Genomic DNA, 16,064 nt, shown 5'->3' on the forward strand with positions numbered 1-16,064 from the left:
TTTACCTCTCTCGCTTGTAATCGCGCAGTAGCCGCTTGCCGAGACTTGCCTTATGCACTTCGTCAGCGCCATCGTAGATACGCGCGGCGCGTTCATGCCTGAAAAAATAGGCGAGAATCGTGTCGTCTGCCATGCCGAGCCCGCCGTGAATCTGTAACGCGCGGTCAATAATTCGGTTCATTGTGTTCGCGACGACGAATTTAATCATCGCCACTTCGTCCCGCGCCTTTGACATTCCCAGGTTTTCAATAGCCCAGGCGGCCGAAAGCGTCATGAGTCTCGCGCCGTGCAGTTCGGCCGCAAGTTCAGCGACGTAGAGCTGCGTGATCTCGCTGTCGGCGAGCGTGCCCCCATCGGTGTGGATTTTTCTTTTATTCGCGCGCTGGCATAACATTTCAAATGCACGGGCGCTGATACCTAGCCAGCGCATGCAGTGGTGAATACGCCCTGGCCCTAACCGCTCTTGCGCAATTTTGAATCCGGCCCCCTCGCGACCGAGCAGATTTTCTTTGGGTATGCGGCAGTTCTCGAACACGACCTCGCTGTGGCTGTTATAGTCAGAACCCGCATGACCCATGATGGGAATATTGCGCACGATGCCAAAACCCGGTGTGCTCAAAGGCACGATGAACATGCTTGCGCGCATAGCCGGGTGTGCTTCGGAGTTCGTGACCATCATCGCGATCGCGAACGCGGCGCCGTCGGCCGCAGTCGTGTACCATTTACGGCCATTCAATACATAATGATCGCCATCTTTCACCGCACGCGCTTCGAGCAGCGTCGGGTTAGAGCCGGCCGTGTCGACTTCGGTCATCGCAAAACAACTGCGGATCTTTCCCTGTGCTAAGGGCTCGAGCCATTCTTGCTGCTGCTCCTTCGTACCGAACATGTGCAGAATTTCGATATTGCCCGCGTCGGGCGCCTGGCAGCCAAAGACGTAGTGCCCAAGCGGGCTTCTGCCGAGCGCTTCTGAAACGTAACCGTGCTCAACGAGGGTTAATCCCACACCACCGAGCTCGGTGGGGATTTGTGGCCCCCAGAGACCGAGTGCCTTGACCTGGTTACGCTTTTCATTCAGCAGCGGCACGAGCTCCTCGAACGGCTTCGAGAAGAACTGCGGCTCAAGCGGAATGAGTTCGTTGGTTACGAACTCCTCAATTCGCGCGAGCATCGGCTTCAGGCGGTCAGAGATGGCGAGGTTCATTTGTTAGGGGCTTGCCCCGAGCGTAGTCGAGGGGTCAAGGTGAAGCGGTGTGCATTCACAGGCCCTCTACGAAGCCAAACGGGCCGGCCGCAACCGGGTTTGTTTAGCCTGAGGATTGGCTCTGCCGTAAGCGCTTCAGGTACGCTGACGGAGATATGCCGTGTTTGTTTTTGAAAGCGGCGTTGAATGTTGCCTTCGAGCCAAAACCTGCCTGGTAGGCAAGTGACAGTATAGTCTCGTCAGGGTTCTTGACCAGCAGCTGTTCGAACTTCTGCAAGCGTTTGCGCGTCGTGTATTCGTAGAATGATGCGTTGAAGTGCCGGGTGAAAACCTGCGAAAGCGACTGCGCAGGTTCTCCCAGGGCCTGTGCCAGCCTCGCGAGGGAAAAATCCAGTTCTTGGTGTATATTTTGGTCGTCATAGGCGGCCTCGATTTTTGCACCCAGGCGGGCCAATGCATCATCGCCGAGCGCCGACTTCTGGTACTTTTCACCCTCGGCGATGCTCGCGCGCACCCGTGCCGGGTCAACCAGGCGAAATAAGACCAAGTAGCTGAAAATGAGCGCCACGAGTGCCATGAAACCAGAGAAAAGACCTGAATTGAGCAGGTTGCGATCGAACGCTGAGATGAGCGCCACCAGCAGCGACAGAGCCGGCACCGAATAAGCACCGAGCCTGAGAAACATGGCAGTGCCTTCGGGTAACCGGCGCAAGAGCCGCGTCCAGCCCCAGAGAAACAGGCCGAGATTGTACGCGAGGCTCGTGTAGAGCAACACAAGACAATCGAGATGCAGCTGCTGCAAATCTTCGGTCAGATACCTGATCTTCACCTCGTTCGGGCTCAAGAAAAATGGTACAAGGTATGCCAACTCGGCCGCTGGTACAATAAAGAGGAAAATCCGGCTGAGCAACCCGAGCGCCCGTTCACGCGTCAGGTCTGCCATCAGTAAAAAAACCAGCGGGCCAAGCAGCGCCATCAGGGGAAAACCCAGTCTCGCAAATGCCGGATAGCGAAAGATCAGCTGGCTGGAGTATAGAAAACCCACGAGCACCGTGGCCGCGTAGACCACTAGCAGCGCGATCAGGTGTACGACACCGGGTTCGAAGCGCCGGCGCAGCAGTAACACTGCAATCGTGAGAAACTGGCCAACTGCGAACAGGAACAGTATTTCCACAAAAAAAGGTCTAAGCCAATCGGGAAGGTCGATTGTACTCCATTTTTTGGCTAAATATGGGTCAAATGAATCTCCGGAGGAAACTATGAAAAAACTGATTTGCTCTCTGCTTTTGGCTTCAGGCCTTGTGTACGCGGCAGAACTGCCGGCCGCAGAAACAAAAGCCGACCGAACCGACTGGATTTTGCTCTTTGGCCTTAACCAGCCAATCATACTGCATGGCGGCAATGTCGAGCTGAACTACCTGACCCGCAACTGGGTGTTCGAGTATTCGCACGGTTTTCTGCTCGACCTTTTGCCCAACCGGTCTTTCACTATGACACCGGCCGAGCGCGAACAAAAGCTCGATATCTTTCTGCCGTTCTCGACGGGCGGTGGTATCGGCTACCGCTTCACCGAGAACTTCAACCTGCGGGCCGAGGTCAAGGCGCATCGTTACGAGGTGACGCGGGGTGACGTGTCGTTTGCGTACACAACATGGAGCGTCGGCCTGGGAGCTTACTATTACTGGTACCCGTTCGGTAACGAACACTTTGTCGTGACCCCGTCGGTACGCTTTTGGCCGAACGTCGCCTCAACCCTCGACAACGGCGAATACCGTTTTGCCGACGGCCAAGTGCACCGGGCGCACGATTTTTCGCTGTTTGCCAACGTCTCGGTCGGCTACCGCTTCTAGCAGGGTATGGGCCGGTTAATCCGGCCTCGCCCACCGGCGCATATACTGTGCCAGCTGCTGCGCGGTTGTGTCAGCGCTCTTTTCCAGCTGCGCAATCACCCGCTGCACGCGGTCGGGCGAGTGATTCTGCGACAGTTTCGCCTTGGCCTCGACACGCTCGATCTCGATACGAAACGCACGAATTCCTTTCTGCATTTTGCTGCGATAGTCTTCGGGCAGGGCGAGGTAATCGTAAGCTGAGGATTTTCCCTCGTACTGCTTCACCATCGCCTCGAGCTGCGCGGCGGCCGCCGAGTCGCTCTCGGCAAACAGCCGACCGTGAACATGGATCGCAATGTAGTTCCAGGTCGGAACCGCGGGCAGCTCTTCGTACCATGCGGGCGAGATGTACGCGTGCGGCCCCTGGAAAACCGCGAGCACCCTCTGCCCCTCGGTGAAGAAGTCATTGGCCCGCGCGAGGTGGCCAATCAGTACACTGTCGCGCCACAACAGCGGAACATGCGTCGCTTCAAAGTCATCGCCCCGCTGCGCCACCAGAGTGGCAAAGCCGTAATCGCGCACCAACTGTTTGATGAGATCCATGTCATTGAGAGCAAAAGCCGCGGGTGTGTACATGCAGCTCTGATTCGCCTCCGAAACACGCCGTCAGTTCAAATGGGGGCGCACCAATCTCTGCTCGACTGCCTGCCCTGTGTAGCCAGAAAAGTCGCATGTACAACCCCGTCAAAGACGGAGTGAAAAAATCGGTGCAGGCTGTGCAGTATACAGAGGCCGCACCGCCCGCTGATCTGGTCGGTCTCGTGCACTCGTTTTGGGAACTCAGAACCGAAACAGTGCTGACAGAAGACTTCTCCCTGCATGTGCTACCCGATGCCTGCGTCAATATTCTCTTTAATCTGTTCGATACGCGCATAGCGGCCGTGACGGCGCGCCAGACGACCTACGTAGCGCTCAACCTCGGGAAAACCTTTCACTATGCAGGCATCCAGTTCTTGCCCGGGGTCTGGCAGGGCGATCGAGGCGAGATTGCGACTGGCTTTGTCGACACCCCCTATACCGGTAAATTGCCACTCATCGCGACAGGCAAGAAACTTGCCGCCGCCAGACCTGACGAAAGGCCGAAAATCTTTGCTGAGCTCGTAATGTGGCTGGTCGGGCAAAAGCTCGTCGCAGCTGACCCGGTAACCGCAAACATACTCGCCGACCTGGAAAGTATAGAGACGGTCGCCGACATGGCAGCTTCTGCAAACCTGTCGCCACGCCAGCTGCAGAGAAGTCTCAGGCGCAGCACGGGTTTTTCTCCACACGACTTTTTGAAGATACTGCGGCTGCAGCAGTCGTTCAGAAATCATTACCGCTCTTTCTACGCCGACCAGTCGCATTTTATCCATTCGTTTCGCAAGATCACCGGCTACACACCTGCCGAGTTCTTCAGAAACTTCGATGTCTGATTTATACAATTCGTGCCAGGGCCCAGAGGCTACATTGAGCCTTACAGAAAACAATGTAAAGGAGCTTTTATGGCAAAAACGAATGCAATTGGCTGGTTCGACATCTATGTCAAAGACATGAAGCGGGCAGCAACTTTTTACGAGAAAGTACTGGGTCTGAAACTGGAGAAGATGGGCGACCCAACCGGAGAGACGCAGATGATGAGTTTTCCCGGCAACATGACTTCTTATGGCGCCGCAGGTGCGCTGGTTAAGTCGGCGCACTCGGCGCCCGGCGTTGGTGGCACGATGGTGTACTTCAGTGTCGATGATTGCGCCACCGAAGAAGCGCGCGTGGCAAAAGCAGGCGGCAAAGTGGTAAGGCCAAAGTTTTCGATCGGAGATTTTGGCTGGGTCAGCCTCTGCACCGATACCGAAGGCAATATGTTCGGGCTCAATTCGATGAAATAGCCCCGACCTGGGTTAATCATCGAGTTATTCAACAAGCACATGGCGATACGACAGGCCTCGGTCAGTGATCTGCGCAAAGGCAATATCACCCGGGAGAATGCCTACGTTGTCGTCGCCATGTGTTTTCACCCGCGCGGCCTCAGTGCAGATCTCAGAGACGAGTACCGCGCCGACCTTGCACCCGATCGGGAACTCTTCAAAGATTTTAAGGCCTTCGAGAAAACCCTGGGGCACGCAGCGGCCTTCAGGCAGTGTGGGTACGAAAGGCGTTTCACGCTCGGTGCTGCGGCACGGGTACGCCTCGGCGAGCTGGCGGTGATGAGCCGACAGCGCGATGTTTACCTCGTCTGCCAGTGCGAGCTAGGTGAACGTTGCCACCGGGAAATGCTGATGCTCACCGCGAGAATACTTTTCGGCGCTGAAACAGACGATCTGTTTCACGAGTACCCGTTTTATGATCAAAGGTTGAAAGGGGTGCAGTGAAATCCGCAATGTCAGCCAATCACGGCGGCGCCTGGTAGCGGTCGATCATTGAGAGCACCATCACCTCAAGTGGGTCAAGCATGCGTGAGAAATAATAGGTTTCATCAAGCTCGCCGGTGAATAGGTTTAACCCATCGGTCGTGCTACCGAAACGCAATGCTGCAGATGTTGTGAAGTTGGGGTCGACGGGGCCGCTGCCGACTACCGCGCCATCTAAGAAAATCAATGCGTAGCCATTCGTACGGTCGACCTGCACCGCGACATGATGCCATTCGCCTGGAGCGAAGAGGTCGCCCGGGCCGGGAAGAAGCGCCGCTTCAGCGCTCGAGCCATTGGTACCATCACCGGTTTCGAAAACAATTTTGAGGTCGGGCTGAACGATATAGAAGCGAAACCCGGCTGCGTTTGAAGCTGAGCCAGAATTCGATGCAATCGTGTAGGTTGACGAACTGCCACTGGGCTTAACCCATGACGCAATCGTAAAAGTACCTGTAACGTCTTGCGTACCAAAGCTGAAATAGCCCGAGCCATTGAAATTGCCCGAATAGTTGCCGGCTACGTGCGCTCCACCGCTGAAAGTGACGCCGGTGTTCGTTGCTGTCCAGGCGTTTGTACCTGAATTCGCAAGGCTATTTTCATATTCGAGATAAACATCGCCCTCGGGTATGTCAGGCAAGAATGCTTCAAAGCTGAAAAAGCCAGTGGTGTCCCACAGATCACCGGCGGTGTGTGATGTGAGCACATACATGTCTTCGCTGATGCCATCGAACGCTGTAAAGAGAACGATGTCATTTATCGGGTTGTCTTGAAAAAAAGTATTCATAGTCCAGATTGCAAGTCCCGATTCAGCGAGACCAATATCGAGCGTGATGAGCGGGGCGATGAACTGCGTATCTGTGGTTGCGACGCTTGCACCCATGAATGCGCCAAAATACCCGTTCTGCACGCCCGAGTTTTCTTGTCTCACGCCCACCGCTGACTCTGCATAATCAAGTGGCTGAACACGGTTTCCCTGGCTTGAAATCGTCGGGTTGATCTCATACGCCTCGTAAGCCGAATCGAGCACAATGAGCCGGTCGCCGTTGGCGCCAATGCCGATGACGGTTGAGAACTGGTGTATGGTGTTGTTGATATCGAGCGCCGTGGTGCCGTGTTCACCGTTTGCCTGTACCTCGACATGTTGTATTGCGCCGCCGGCACCGTCTACGTTAGCATAAACAACGACGCTGCTGCCCGAAACCTTGGCCGTGAAGTTAATGGGCGCAGCCTGGTTCAGCCATGCGGTGCTCGCGAGCGTCACCGGTACCGGGGTTGAAAAAAATGGCAATGTCTCGCCGTTGAAAGGCGTGAGCGACGAGGCAACGAACAGGTTGTGGTCGGTACACGATGCGGCGCAGCTGCGGTTTGACCCGAAAACCAGCGCCAGATAGTTATTCGGCAGTTTCAAGAGATGCGGATTGTATTCGTCGCTGCCATCTTGAGAGATGGGCGAGCCGTCGGCGAGTCGCAGCGCGAGTTTTGCCTTGAGGCGCGGGTCAACGGCGACGGGTCTGCCACCGCAGGCTACCGCGAAAAAGGCCATTAAGCCGATTGCCAGTGCGATCGATCTTCTCTTATTCATCGGGTCAAAAAGTAACCGTAGACACACCGGCAAGCAACACGAAAACTGAGCATACTCGCCCGCATATGCCACCCAGGTATCGCTTGCCACTATATCTAATAGATATAGTCTGGTGCATGCGGTTTGTTCGATCACCTCTCGCTACAGTGCTATTGGTAATCGGCGCGGCAGGTACGCTTCTGGCGATACCCCATATCTTCAGCCTCTCGGCTGTTTCGGGTGCGAAGCAGAGGTTGGCTCATTACCAGCTTTATGCGTGGGTGACCGCACTTGTCGTCGCGGCAGTTACCCTGTTGCTGTACCCCGCCAGCGCGAAGACTTATCTGCGGTTGAACAGGCTTGCAGGCGAAATGGCGCCGGTGCGCTGCCTGATAATTAAAGAAGGCGAAAACTGGGCGCGTCAGGGCTGGCAGTTCGCGCTCATGCTCACGCTGGTCACAGCGGCAGTCATTTCGCAGCAGATACCCGTCGCTAAGGTTTCGGCACAACAATTGTTTGCTGTTTTGCCCGTGGCCTTCGCTCTCGCTCTCTCGAATTCGCTTGTCGAAGAGCTCATCTTCAGGCATAGCATCGTGTCAGCTTTCGAGAACCATGCGCTCAAGAAGCATGCACCTCTCATTTCAGGCGTTATCTTCGGGTGCGCTCACTATTTTGGTGCACCGGGGGGATTCATCGGCGTACTGATGGCGGGCTTTCTGGGCTGGCTGCTCGCGAAGTCGATGCAAGAGACCGGCGGCATTTTCTGGGCGTGGTCGATTCATGCATGCCTTGACGTGGTTATATTTTCTTCGATGCTGCTGGCGGGTGGGACATGATCTTGATTTGCGCGCTGCTTTCTGCTGCGATACACCTCGGTGTGGCCGTCTTTCAGATTTTTCTCGCTACCGGCAAGCCGTGGGGTGAATATGCATTCGGCGGGCAAAACAAAGGTGTGCTGCCACGACACTTGCGCACCGCCAGCATCTTCTCATGCGTGTTGGTCACCTTCTTCGCGGCAGTCAACCTCGCGCAGGCAGGCCTTATCCAAATCACCGGGTTTGAAAGCTTATTTAGAATCGCCGGCTGGGTCATCGCGGGTTATGCAGTTCTGGGCACTTTCATGAATGCCATATCACGCAGCAAACCCGAGCGCCTGTTGTGGACGCCGATCGTCGCGCTTCTGGCGGTATTGAATATCACAATCTTGGTTCTCACAGCAAAATAGTTCACAGGTTGAAACGTGTGCTCGTCTTTGGTTCGCTTGGCGAACCAAAGATGAGCGCACATACCCTAACCTACCGACCCGACCTTCAGGGCCTGCGTGCGATCGCAGTTATCGCGGTGCTCATTTTTCACGTCTGGCCGCAGACATTTCGCGGCGGCTTTGTCGGCGTCGATGTTTTCTTCGTGATTTCAGGTTTTCTGATTACATCGTTGCTGATCGCTGAGCATGAAGCAACCGGTAAGGTGGATTTACCCCGTTTCTGGGCCCGTCGCTTTTTGCGCCTTTTGCCCGCAGCGTCAGTGGTGCTCATCGCTGTTGTCGTGGGCACGCTCATTTTTCTGCCCAAACCCATGTGGATTTCGACCGGACTGCAGGTGCTGGCAGCGGCAGTCTACTTTGAAAACTGGGCGCTGGTCTTGCAGTCGGTCGACTATTGGGCCCAGGGGCAATTGGCCACACCGGTTCAGCATTTCTGGTCACTCTCAATCGAAGAGCAATTCTATATTTTCTGGCCGCCTCTCATTGCAGTCTGTGGGGTGATCGCCGCGCGGGGGCGGCGCGGCATACGGTTCTATGGCACGCTACTGGTTCTCGTGATTACCGCTGCTTCGCTGGCGCTTTCAGTAGTTCCCGACCCCGAATCGGGTTCGCCCTATTTCAAAACCACCACCCGCGCATGGGAGCTGGCGCTCGGCGCCTTGCTCGCACTGATTTCGCACCGGCAGATTCTACCCCGATGGCTGCGCAGCATCTTTGGCTGGTTAGGGCTGGGCGCCATAGCTATCTCCGTTTTGGCCATCAACGAGGCGATGCGTTTTCCCGGCTATGCGGCGCTGCTACCGACGCTCGGCACCGTGCTGCTCATTACCTGCCACAATGCGCCCTATTCGCCGCACCGCCTGCTCGCGCTGAGGCCCCTGCAGTGGGTAGGTGACCTGTCTTATTCGATCTACCTGTGGCATTGGCCGCTCGTCGTGTTCACCCGGCCATTCGGCGAAGAGGCCTCACAGCTGAGCGCAGCGATCGTCATCGGTGGCAGTCTGCTGTTTGCGGTCTTGTGCAAGTACCTGATCGAAGACCCGTTTAGGCGGGGCCGCATTGCAGAACTTTTGCAATCCGCATCGCGCGGCGCGTTTCTGCGCAAGGCGTTCTTGCTCTCGGTCTTTCTCATTCTGACCACGGCAGGCGCCGGCGCCTTCTTGAATGTGTACCAGCGCCAGCAGGTTGAAAAGGTAGCGACGCAAGATTTCGAGGCGGTGATCGGCGACCCGAATTATCCCGGTGCTGCGGCATTCGACCCGGTGCGGCCTGCGCCGGTACCTGCGGGTGTGCCACTGAAGCCAGACCCTGTTGCAGCCTACGTCGACATGAAGTATAAATACCTCATGTGCCAGGTGAAGGGCAAGCTATGCGAATATGGCAATCCGAACGGCAAATTGACCATCGCACTCGTCGGCGACTCGCACGCGATGCACTACGCGCCCGCGCTCGAGGCACTGGCAAAGAAACACGACTGGCGGCTTTTGGTGATCGTCAAGGTCGCGTGCCCCATCGGTGATTTTCCGCTGTGGCGCGATGGTGCGATTCGCAGTGACTGCGACTGGTGGCGATCGAACATGACGAAGTGGGTGCTGCAAGAAAAGCCCGCATTCGTCGTCACCTCGGGCGGCCTCACGGGAGTTTACGGGCAATTGCCGCCGGTTGAGCGCCAGGTGAAGGGCTTTCGCGAAGTCTTCAATAAGTTCATCGCGAACGGCACAAAGATCATCGCGATAAAAGACAATCCGCTGATGAAATACCACAAAGGCAAATGGATGGATGTGCCACCCTGCCTGTATTATTACCGTAAAGATATCAAGAAGTGCTTTCGCCCGCGCGAGCTGACACTCGACAGCATGACCGATACCATGATGCTCGCGGCCGATGGCATGCAAGGTGTCGCGACCATCAACCTCACCCAGTACTTTTGCACCAAAGACGAATGCCCGCCGGTGATCGGCAACGTCGTGGTGTACCGCGACCAGCATCACTTGACCGAAACTTTCGTGAACACTCTCACTCCTTATCTCGAAAAAGAACTCTTCAGACGTATGGCTGCGTTGAAGACCGAGGCGGGTGCACGGCCATGAAACAGCTCAGGCACTTCGTGGTGCTGGCGCTCGTCTCGGCATTCGCGGTCATTGGCTCATGCAATTTCGCGACTCTCAGCTGCGCGAATCGATTGGAGCGGCGCCTGGCGCGCATCGACCGCATGCTCGATAAATATGTCAGCACAGGCCAGCTCGCAGGCGTCGTGGCACTCGTGCTGCGCGACGGTAAACCTTTCTACGAGCGAGCGACAGGCTGGCGCGACCGCGAAGAGCAGAAGCCGATGCTGAACCACACGCTCTTTCGTATCGCATCTTTCACGAAGGCGGTGACTTCGGCGGCGGTTTTGCTGCTCGTTGAAGAAAAGAAGATTGGGCTGCACGACCCGGTGAGCAAGTATATACCCCAGTTTGCCGGGGCGCGCGTCATGGTGCGTTCGGCAGAAACGAATGCCTGGGCGGCCGAGCCTGCGATTCGGCCCGTGACGATACACCAGTTGCTCACGCACACATCGGGTATTTCATATGGCACGCAGGGCGAAATTGCGGAGATCTATCGAGCCGATGGACTCGGCCCCGCGCTCGGTTCGCCGTGGAACCTCACGGGTCTCGACGCGCCGATCTGCGACATAGCCGAAAGACTCGCCGACCTGCCTTTCGTGAAGCAGCCGGGTGAAGGCTTCACCTATGGTTACAGCACCGATATTCTCGGGTGTGTCATTGAACGGGCATCGAAGCAGAGCCTCGATGCATTCATTCGCAAGCGCATCTCCGGGCCGCTTGCAATGAACGACACCCACTTCTTTATACCCGCGATGGATCGCGATCGGCTGGCGACAGTCTATGGCACGAAAGAGGGAAAGGCCGAACGCCTCGGCATGCTCGGCAGCTACAGCGACGGGCCGAAGAAATGCTATTCTGGCGGCGCCGGGCTCTTGTCGACCGCAGCAGACTATGCAAAATTTCTTGAGATGATTCGCCTCGGCGGCACCGTAAATGGGCTAAAGATTCTAAAAGAAGAAAGTGTTAAGCTTATGACGACTTCGCAGATCGGCGTTTCAGCCGCCGGCCGGGGGTTCGGTTTTGGCTACGGCTTTGAAACAACCGAGCGCGCAGGCATAAACGGAAAAGAATCAGTCGGGTCATTCGGCTGGACAGGCGCGTACGGTACGTTTTACCGCGTCGACCCCGAGCAAAGGCTCACGATCATACTTTTAACGCAGATGCTGCCGAACGGCACAGACGTGAAAGAGAAATTCTGGAACTCGCTCTACCATGCTGTTGCCGGGGCTGACGGTTTCCCGTAGGGAAACCTTTACCCCCAGCTCACAAACTTTTCTTCAACCTGCTCGCCGCACGCATCGCAGCGCGGTTCTTGCCTTGATACTCTGCCTTCGAGGCAGTGCGGGCACGCATTATCGTCGATGAGAATCTTGACCTGATTACCCAGTTCATAACCACAATCGGGGCAGACAGACTCTTTCACCTTGTCGGGCCAGTCGCCCCAGCAATGCGGGCAGCTGTTGCGCTGAAAAACTTTAATCTCTCCGTCGCAGAGGTAGCGCAGAGTCGACTCGTTATTGTTGAAGTCATAGGTGTCGCCGTCGCTGAGAAAGGCCCGGCTCGTTTCGGCGACGATCACCTCGCGTTCGCGTTCTGAATCTGACAGCCGAAACTGCAATGAGAGAGTCACCGCCTGGTCTTCGCTGCCGGTCTTCGCAAGCTCGAGCAACTTTGGTTCAAGGTCGGCAAAGGCACCCTGTTCAATCAATTGCATGAAGCGCTCTTCAACGAGGGTCGCAAGCTCGTCGGCGCGTGCATAGTTCACATCAGAAGACATCGGTTACAAAGCGGTGCAGATTGACGGTGTAAAGTGACTCAGAGACCATTTTTACTATGCCTTATCGGCAATTATTTAGTATCTTACCATACCAACGAACAGCGGGGCATGGCAGTGGCGATTACCCGCTCTTTTAAAGAGGATACACTTAAATGGCAAATACAATCTATGATTTTCAAGCGGCAAACATCGCCGGCAAAGAAACGAGCCTCGCCGACTATCAGGGCAAAGTTGTGCTGATAGTCAACACAGCGAGCAAGTGTGGTTTTACACCGCAGTTTGCGGGGCTTGAGACTCTCTATGAAACCTATAAAGACCGTGGCCTCGTGATTCTTGGGTTTCCCTGCAACCAGTTCGGTGCGCAAGAACCAGGAACCGAAGACCAGATTCAAGAATTCTGCCAGCTGAACTATGGCGTGAAGTTTCCAATGTTTGGCAAGATTGATGTGAACGGAAAGAACGCGCACCCACTCTTCAAGTACCTGACATCAGAGAAACCGGGTATTCTCGGCATCGAAGCCATTAAATGGAACTTCACCAAGTTTCTGGTCGACAAGAGCGGCAACCCGGTGAAACGTTACGCCCCCAATACCGAACCGAAAGACATCGCAGCAGACATCGAAAAGCTGCTTTAGTCGATGCCCTTCGCGCACTGGCAATTTCGCATCGCAGACCGGGTTGCCACCGTTACGCTGAACAGGCCCGGTACAGGCAACAACATCAACCTTGATTGTCTCGCCGAGCTGAAGTTCATTAGCGAGGCGATACAGGCCGATGCCAGTATTCACGCCGTCGTGTTGAGAAGCGAGGGCAAACATTTCTCTGTCGGTATGGATGTCGCCGTGATTCAGCAGATGGCAGGCCAACCGTTCGAGGCATATGCAGAACACCTCCGCGCCGGCCAGCGTTGCATCGATGCATTCGAAGCAATTCAGCAGCCGATCGTCGCCGAGATCAGGGGTTTCTGTATCGGGGCCGGAGTAATTCTCGCAGCCTGCGCCGATTTTCGCCTCAGCAGCGCTCGTGCAGTCTATTCTTTACCCGAGGTGCAGCGTAGCATTGGTGTCATCATGGGCCTGGGCCGGGTGACGCGTATCATGGGTACAGCAAATACCAAACGTATGGCGATGCTCGGCGAAAAATTCTCTGCAGCCGAAATGCAGCAGATGGGTTTTCTGACGCAGGTCGCGCCAGACGAAAAACTTTCAGCAGAGGTGGATATCCTGCTCAAGAAGATTATGGCGCTGCCGCCCAAGGCTGTCTCGCTGAACAAACGTATTGCAGACTTCGCTTCAGCTGAGAATCTCAGGCAGTCGCAGCTCTTCGAACTCGAGCAGCAATTTCATCTCAACCAGACTCAAGATTTTAAAGAAGCGATGCAGTCGTTTTTCGAAAAGCGACCACCGAGGTACAGGGGAGTTTAATTGCGCCTGTTTCTTCTTGCCCTGACCTCTGCCTTTGCGCTGCAATGCATGCGCAGGCCCGCGCACACGCAGCGCATGCTCTACGTTGTGCCTGAGACCGTGCCTGCGGGTTACGACTGGCGCCCGCAAAATCATGCTGTCAGCGATATCGTCTGGACAGGCGCCCGGCTCGACGCACAGGGTCGTTTGCTAAACACTGGTCCCGCGCTCGCCGCCATGGAGCATTACAGCACACCGCCGCGAAAGTTTCAAACGGGTCGCAAGAAAACGACACCGCCGCAGAAACACCTCACCGTAAAGCACCATTTACTGGTTGCCCTCACAGATGCCAGCGCAGGTGCCAAGATACTTTCAGACACCAAGACGCGCAGCCAGAGTATAGCCGGTCTCGTCGCATTTGTACTGCGCCACGGACAGGTCGCAGGTTTGCAGCTCGATTTTGAATATGTCTCACCTGCGTATGCAGATGCATATGTCGAATATATCCACCTATTGCACAGCAAGCTCGGACCGGGTTTCAAACTTTCGGTAGCAGTGTTCGCGCCCGTGGGTATGCCCGACGCCTGGGCGGCTTTTCACAAGCTGCCTGAACTCGCCGCTGAGAGCGATAGTCTTGTCGTGATGCTTTACGATCACCACCGGCCGGGCACACCGCCGGGCTGCGTGAGCGACATTGGTTGGGTGGCGGCGAATATTGACGCACTCGGCGCGTTACCGGTTGAAAAAGTCTGGTTGGGCGCGCCGCTCTATGGCTATCGCTTCGGCCAGAAGACCGTTGCGCTCAGCAAGTCGCAATTTGACAGCATCGCGGCGCAGGCGGTTGAAACAGATGGCTGCCTCAAGAAAGACACTCCGCAGGGGCCTGCATACTACCCGACCGAATCACTCTACAAAGAGTTCGATGCGCTCGCCGCCACAAATAGATACCGCGGTATCGCTTACTGGCGGGCCGGGTTCGAGAAATAGCGCGATGCCGCTGATTCGTCTGGTGACCGAGATTTCAGCACCACCCGAAATTGTTTTTGACCTATCGCGCAGCGTCGAACTGCATCTCGACTCGACGCACAAGACCGGCGAGCAGGTCGTTGCGGGTCGCTCGACGGGCCTCTTCGAATTGGGCGACGTGGTTACGTGGCGCGCAAAACACTTTGGCATCTGGCAGACGCTCACCGTGAAGATTACCGAATTTGACCGGCCACACCGTTTCGTCGACGAAATGCAAAGGGGGATATTTCACCACATGAAGCATGAGCACCTATTCGAACGAACCCCGACAGGCACGCGTATGACGGACAATTTCGATTACTCGGCGCCGCTCGGTGTGCTGGGCAGAATTGCCGAGACCGTTGTAGTGACACGCTACCTCACTGATTTTCTCAGAGAACGCAACGCAATGATAAAACGTTGCGCTGAACGGTAAGTTGGCGTTCGCGGGTGCCACACACGCCAACGCTGAACAGGGTTTTCGCAGGGTTACGACTCACAATTTTGACAGGAGCCTGATCAACAAATGCCAAATTTTGCAATCATCGGCGACATGCACATGCAGTTCGACGAAACTGACGTTGCCTTCTTTAATACATCAGATTACGACGCGCTCTTGTTCGTCGGCGATCTCGCCTCGAAAAACCCCGACAGCATGTTTCGCCTGCTGCCGATTATCGAGCAGCTGACGAAACCCGCTTTTCTCATACCGGGCAATCATGACACGACCGGCATTCGCCAGCTTCTCGGCGAGCTGATGCACAGCGAGCTGCTGATCGAAAACGGGGCAGCCTCTCAGTTTGAGCGTATGCAAAAGCTTCAGGCGGGGTTGAAGCGGGTGCAGCTTTGCGGGTATTCGAATCACCAGCTGCCCGGTGGGCTTGGTCTCGTTGCGGCGCGGCCGTTCTCGATGGGTGACGCGAATGCCGCAAGCGCAGCAGACCCATTAAATCTGCCTGTAAATTTTCGCCCGTTCGTCGCAAAAAAGCATGGCGTTTCGACTCTCGGTGAAAGCCTCGCGCGGCTGAAGAGTCTTATCGACGAAATAGATCGGCCTTATGTGATTCTCGCGCACCACGGCCCACATGGTTTAGGCCAACTTTCGACCGATATGTGGGGTGCGGATTTTCTGCCGCAAGAAACCGACTTCGGTGATCACGACCTCGCCGCTGCAGTCACGTATGCGCAGTCGATCGGCAAGCCGCCGCTCGCCGTCATCGCGGGGCATATGCACTACCCGACGAAGCACGGTAAAAAACCGAAACAGTGGCATACAGCTAAAGGCGGCGTCACCTATATCAACGCCGCACGCTGGCCGCGCATTTTTAAACACGAAGGCCGCGAGCTGCGCCACCACGTGCGGCTCACGATTGAGGCTGATGGCAGCTGCCGTGTGGTGGCGTGCTACGTTTCGGGTGCAGAGACCTTTGTCACGAGCGACGATCGCGCAGTCGTGCCCTAAGAGC

Annotated in this window: 18 protein-coding genes; 13 read left to right on the forward strand and 5 right to left on the reverse strand. The window is 55.9% G+C overall.

The annotated features are described in order from the left end of the window. Position 1: 1 nt before the first annotated feature. Together TURPA_RS08110 and TURPA_RS08115 are read right to left on the reverse strand one after the other, a co-directional pair. The gene (locus tag TURPA_RS08110; protein ID WP_014802815.1) at positions 2 to 1,204 is read right to left on the reverse strand and encodes an acyl-CoA dehydrogenase family protein; all 1,203 of its coding nucleotides are present in this window, start codon (positions 1,202 to 1,204) and stop codon (positions 2 to 4) included. A gap of 103 nt (positions 1,205 to 1,307) precedes the next feature. After that, the gene (locus TURPA_RS08115) at positions 1,308 to 2,378 is read right to left on the reverse strand and encodes an AraC family transcriptional regulator (RefSeq protein ID WP_014802816.1); all 1,071 of its coding nucleotides are present in this window, start codon (positions 2,376 to 2,378) and stop codon (positions 1,308 to 1,310) included. Between the two features lie 85 nt (positions 2,379 to 2,463). On the opposite strand from TURPA_RS08115, the gene TURPA_RS08120 reads away from it, so the two are divergent. Then, the gene (locus TURPA_RS08120; RefSeq protein ID WP_014802817.1) at positions 2,464 to 3,054 is read left to right on the forward strand and encodes a hypothetical protein; all 591 of its coding nucleotides are present in this window, start codon (positions 2,464 to 2,466) and stop codon (positions 3,052 to 3,054) included. A gap of 15 nt (positions 3,055 to 3,069) precedes the next feature. On the opposite strand, the gene TURPA_RS08125 is transcribed toward TURPA_RS08120, so the two are convergent. Beyond that, positions 3,070 to 3,669, reverse strand: coding sequence for an FMN-binding negative transcriptional regulator (locus tag TURPA_RS08125; RefSeq protein ID WP_014802818.1), 600 nt, complete (start codon positions 3,667 to 3,669; stop codon positions 3,070 to 3,072). Positions 3,670 to 3,764: 95 nt separating this feature from the next. Between TURPA_RS08125 and TURPA_RS08130 the strand changes: the two genes are divergently transcribed. The 3 genes from TURPA_RS08130 (at position 3,765) to TURPA_RS08140 (ending at position 5,438) form a co-directional block, all read left to right on the forward strand. Continuing rightward, a complete protein-coding gene (locus tag TURPA_RS08130; RefSeq protein ID WP_014802819.1) occupies positions 3,765 to 4,505 on the forward strand; it encodes a helix-turn-helix domain-containing protein in 741 nt (246 codons plus the stop codon). 69 nt (positions 4,506 to 4,574) lie between these two features. After that, positions 4,575 to 4,955 (forward strand): VOC family protein, encoded by a 381-nt coding sequence (locus TURPA_RS08135; protein ID WP_014802820.1) that lies wholly within the window; start codon positions 4,575 to 4,577, stop codon positions 4,953 to 4,955. A gap of 39 nt (positions 4,956 to 4,994) precedes the next feature. Beyond that, positions 4,995 to 5,438: a DUF488 family protein, N3 subclade gene (locus TURPA_RS08140; protein ID WP_014802821.1), complete on the forward strand. Its 444-nt coding sequence runs from the start codon at positions 4,995 to 4,997 to the stop codon at positions 5,436 to 5,438. Between the two features lie 19 nt (positions 5,439 to 5,457). Here TURPA_RS08140 and TURPA_RS08145 read toward each other — a convergent pair whose 3' ends face one another. Then, the gene (locus TURPA_RS08145; protein ID WP_014802822.1) at positions 5,458 to 7,059 is read right to left on the reverse strand and encodes a LamG domain-containing protein; all 1,602 of its coding nucleotides are present in this window, start codon (positions 7,057 to 7,059) and stop codon (positions 5,458 to 5,460) included. Positions 7,060 to 7,175: 116 nt separating this feature from the next. Here TURPA_RS08145 and TURPA_RS08150 point away from each other — a divergent pair, with 116 nt between their 5' ends. From TURPA_RS08150 to TURPA_RS08165, 4 genes are read left to right on the forward strand one after another with little or no spacing between them, the layout of a single operon-like run. Further along, complete coding sequence (locus TURPA_RS08150; protein WP_014802823.1) at positions 7,176 to 7,874, forward strand: CPBP family intramembrane glutamic endopeptidase; 699 nt, start codon at positions 7,176 to 7,178, stop codon at positions 7,872 to 7,874. Then, positions 7,871 to 8,263 (forward strand): hypothetical protein, encoded by a 393-nt coding sequence (locus TURPA_RS08155; protein ID WP_014802824.1) that lies wholly within the window; start codon positions 7,871 to 7,873, stop codon positions 8,261 to 8,263. The genes TURPA_RS08150 and TURPA_RS08155 overlap by 4 nt, the downstream gene beginning before the upstream one ends. 50 nt (positions 8,264 to 8,313) lie before the next feature. Further along, the gene (locus TURPA_RS08160) at positions 8,314 to 10,392 is read left to right on the forward strand and encodes an acyltransferase family protein (RefSeq protein ID WP_157210445.1); all 2,079 of its coding nucleotides are present in this window, start codon (positions 8,314 to 8,316) and stop codon (positions 10,390 to 10,392) included. Further along, entirely contained in the window at positions 10,389 to 11,657 is a 1,269-nt protein-coding gene (locus TURPA_RS08165) for a serine hydrolase domain-containing protein (RefSeq protein WP_014802826.1), read from the forward strand. The genes TURPA_RS08160 and TURPA_RS08165 overlap by 4 nt, the downstream gene beginning before the upstream one ends. Positions 11,658 to 11,665: 8 nt before the next feature. Here the strand turns inward: TURPA_RS08165 and TURPA_RS08170 are convergent, their stop codons facing one another. Continuing rightward, the gene (locus TURPA_RS08170; RefSeq protein WP_014802827.1) at positions 11,666 to 12,190 is read right to left on the reverse strand and encodes a hypothetical protein; all 525 of its coding nucleotides are present in this window, start codon (positions 12,188 to 12,190) and stop codon (positions 11,666 to 11,668) included. Positions 12,191 to 12,342: 152 nt separating this feature from the next. On the opposite strand from TURPA_RS08170, the gene TURPA_RS08175 reads away from it, so the two are divergent. The 5 genes from TURPA_RS08175 to TURPA_RS08195 all read left to right on the forward strand — a co-directional run bounded on the left by TURPA_RS08175 (position 12,343) and on the right by TURPA_RS08195 (position 16,060). Then, entirely contained in the window at positions 12,343 to 12,825 is a 483-nt protein-coding gene (locus tag TURPA_RS08175; protein ID WP_014802828.1) for a glutathione peroxidase, read from the forward strand. Between the two features lie 3 nt (positions 12,826 to 12,828). After that, positions 12,829 to 13,614 carry an enoyl-CoA hydratase/isomerase family protein gene (locus TURPA_RS08180; protein WP_014802829.1) on the forward strand — a complete coding sequence of 262 codons (786 nt, stop codon included), beginning with the start codon at positions 12,829 to 12,831 and terminating at the stop codon, positions 13,612 to 13,614. 48 nt (positions 13,615 to 13,662) lie between these two features. Then, positions 13,663 to 14,580, forward strand: coding sequence for a glycosyl hydrolase family 18 protein (locus TURPA_RS08185; protein WP_157210446.1), 918 nt, complete (start codon positions 13,663 to 13,665; stop codon positions 14,578 to 14,580). A 4-nt stretch (positions 14,581 to 14,584) separates the two neighbouring features. Continuing rightward, complete coding sequence (locus TURPA_RS08190; protein ID WP_014802831.1) at positions 14,585 to 15,034, forward strand: SRPBCC family protein; 450 nt, start codon at positions 14,585 to 14,587, stop codon at positions 15,032 to 15,034. Between the two features lie 90 nt (positions 15,035 to 15,124). Next, entirely contained in the window at positions 15,125 to 16,060 is a 936-nt protein-coding gene (locus tag TURPA_RS08195; RefSeq protein ID WP_014802832.1) for a metallophosphoesterase, read from the forward strand. Positions 16,061 to 16,064 lie beyond the last annotated feature (4 nt).

Origin of the sequence: Turneriella parva DSM 21527 (assembly GCF_000266885.1) — a bacterium.
Lineage (GTDB): Bacteria > Spirochaetota > Leptospiria > Turneriellales > Turneriellaceae > Turneriella > Turneriella parva.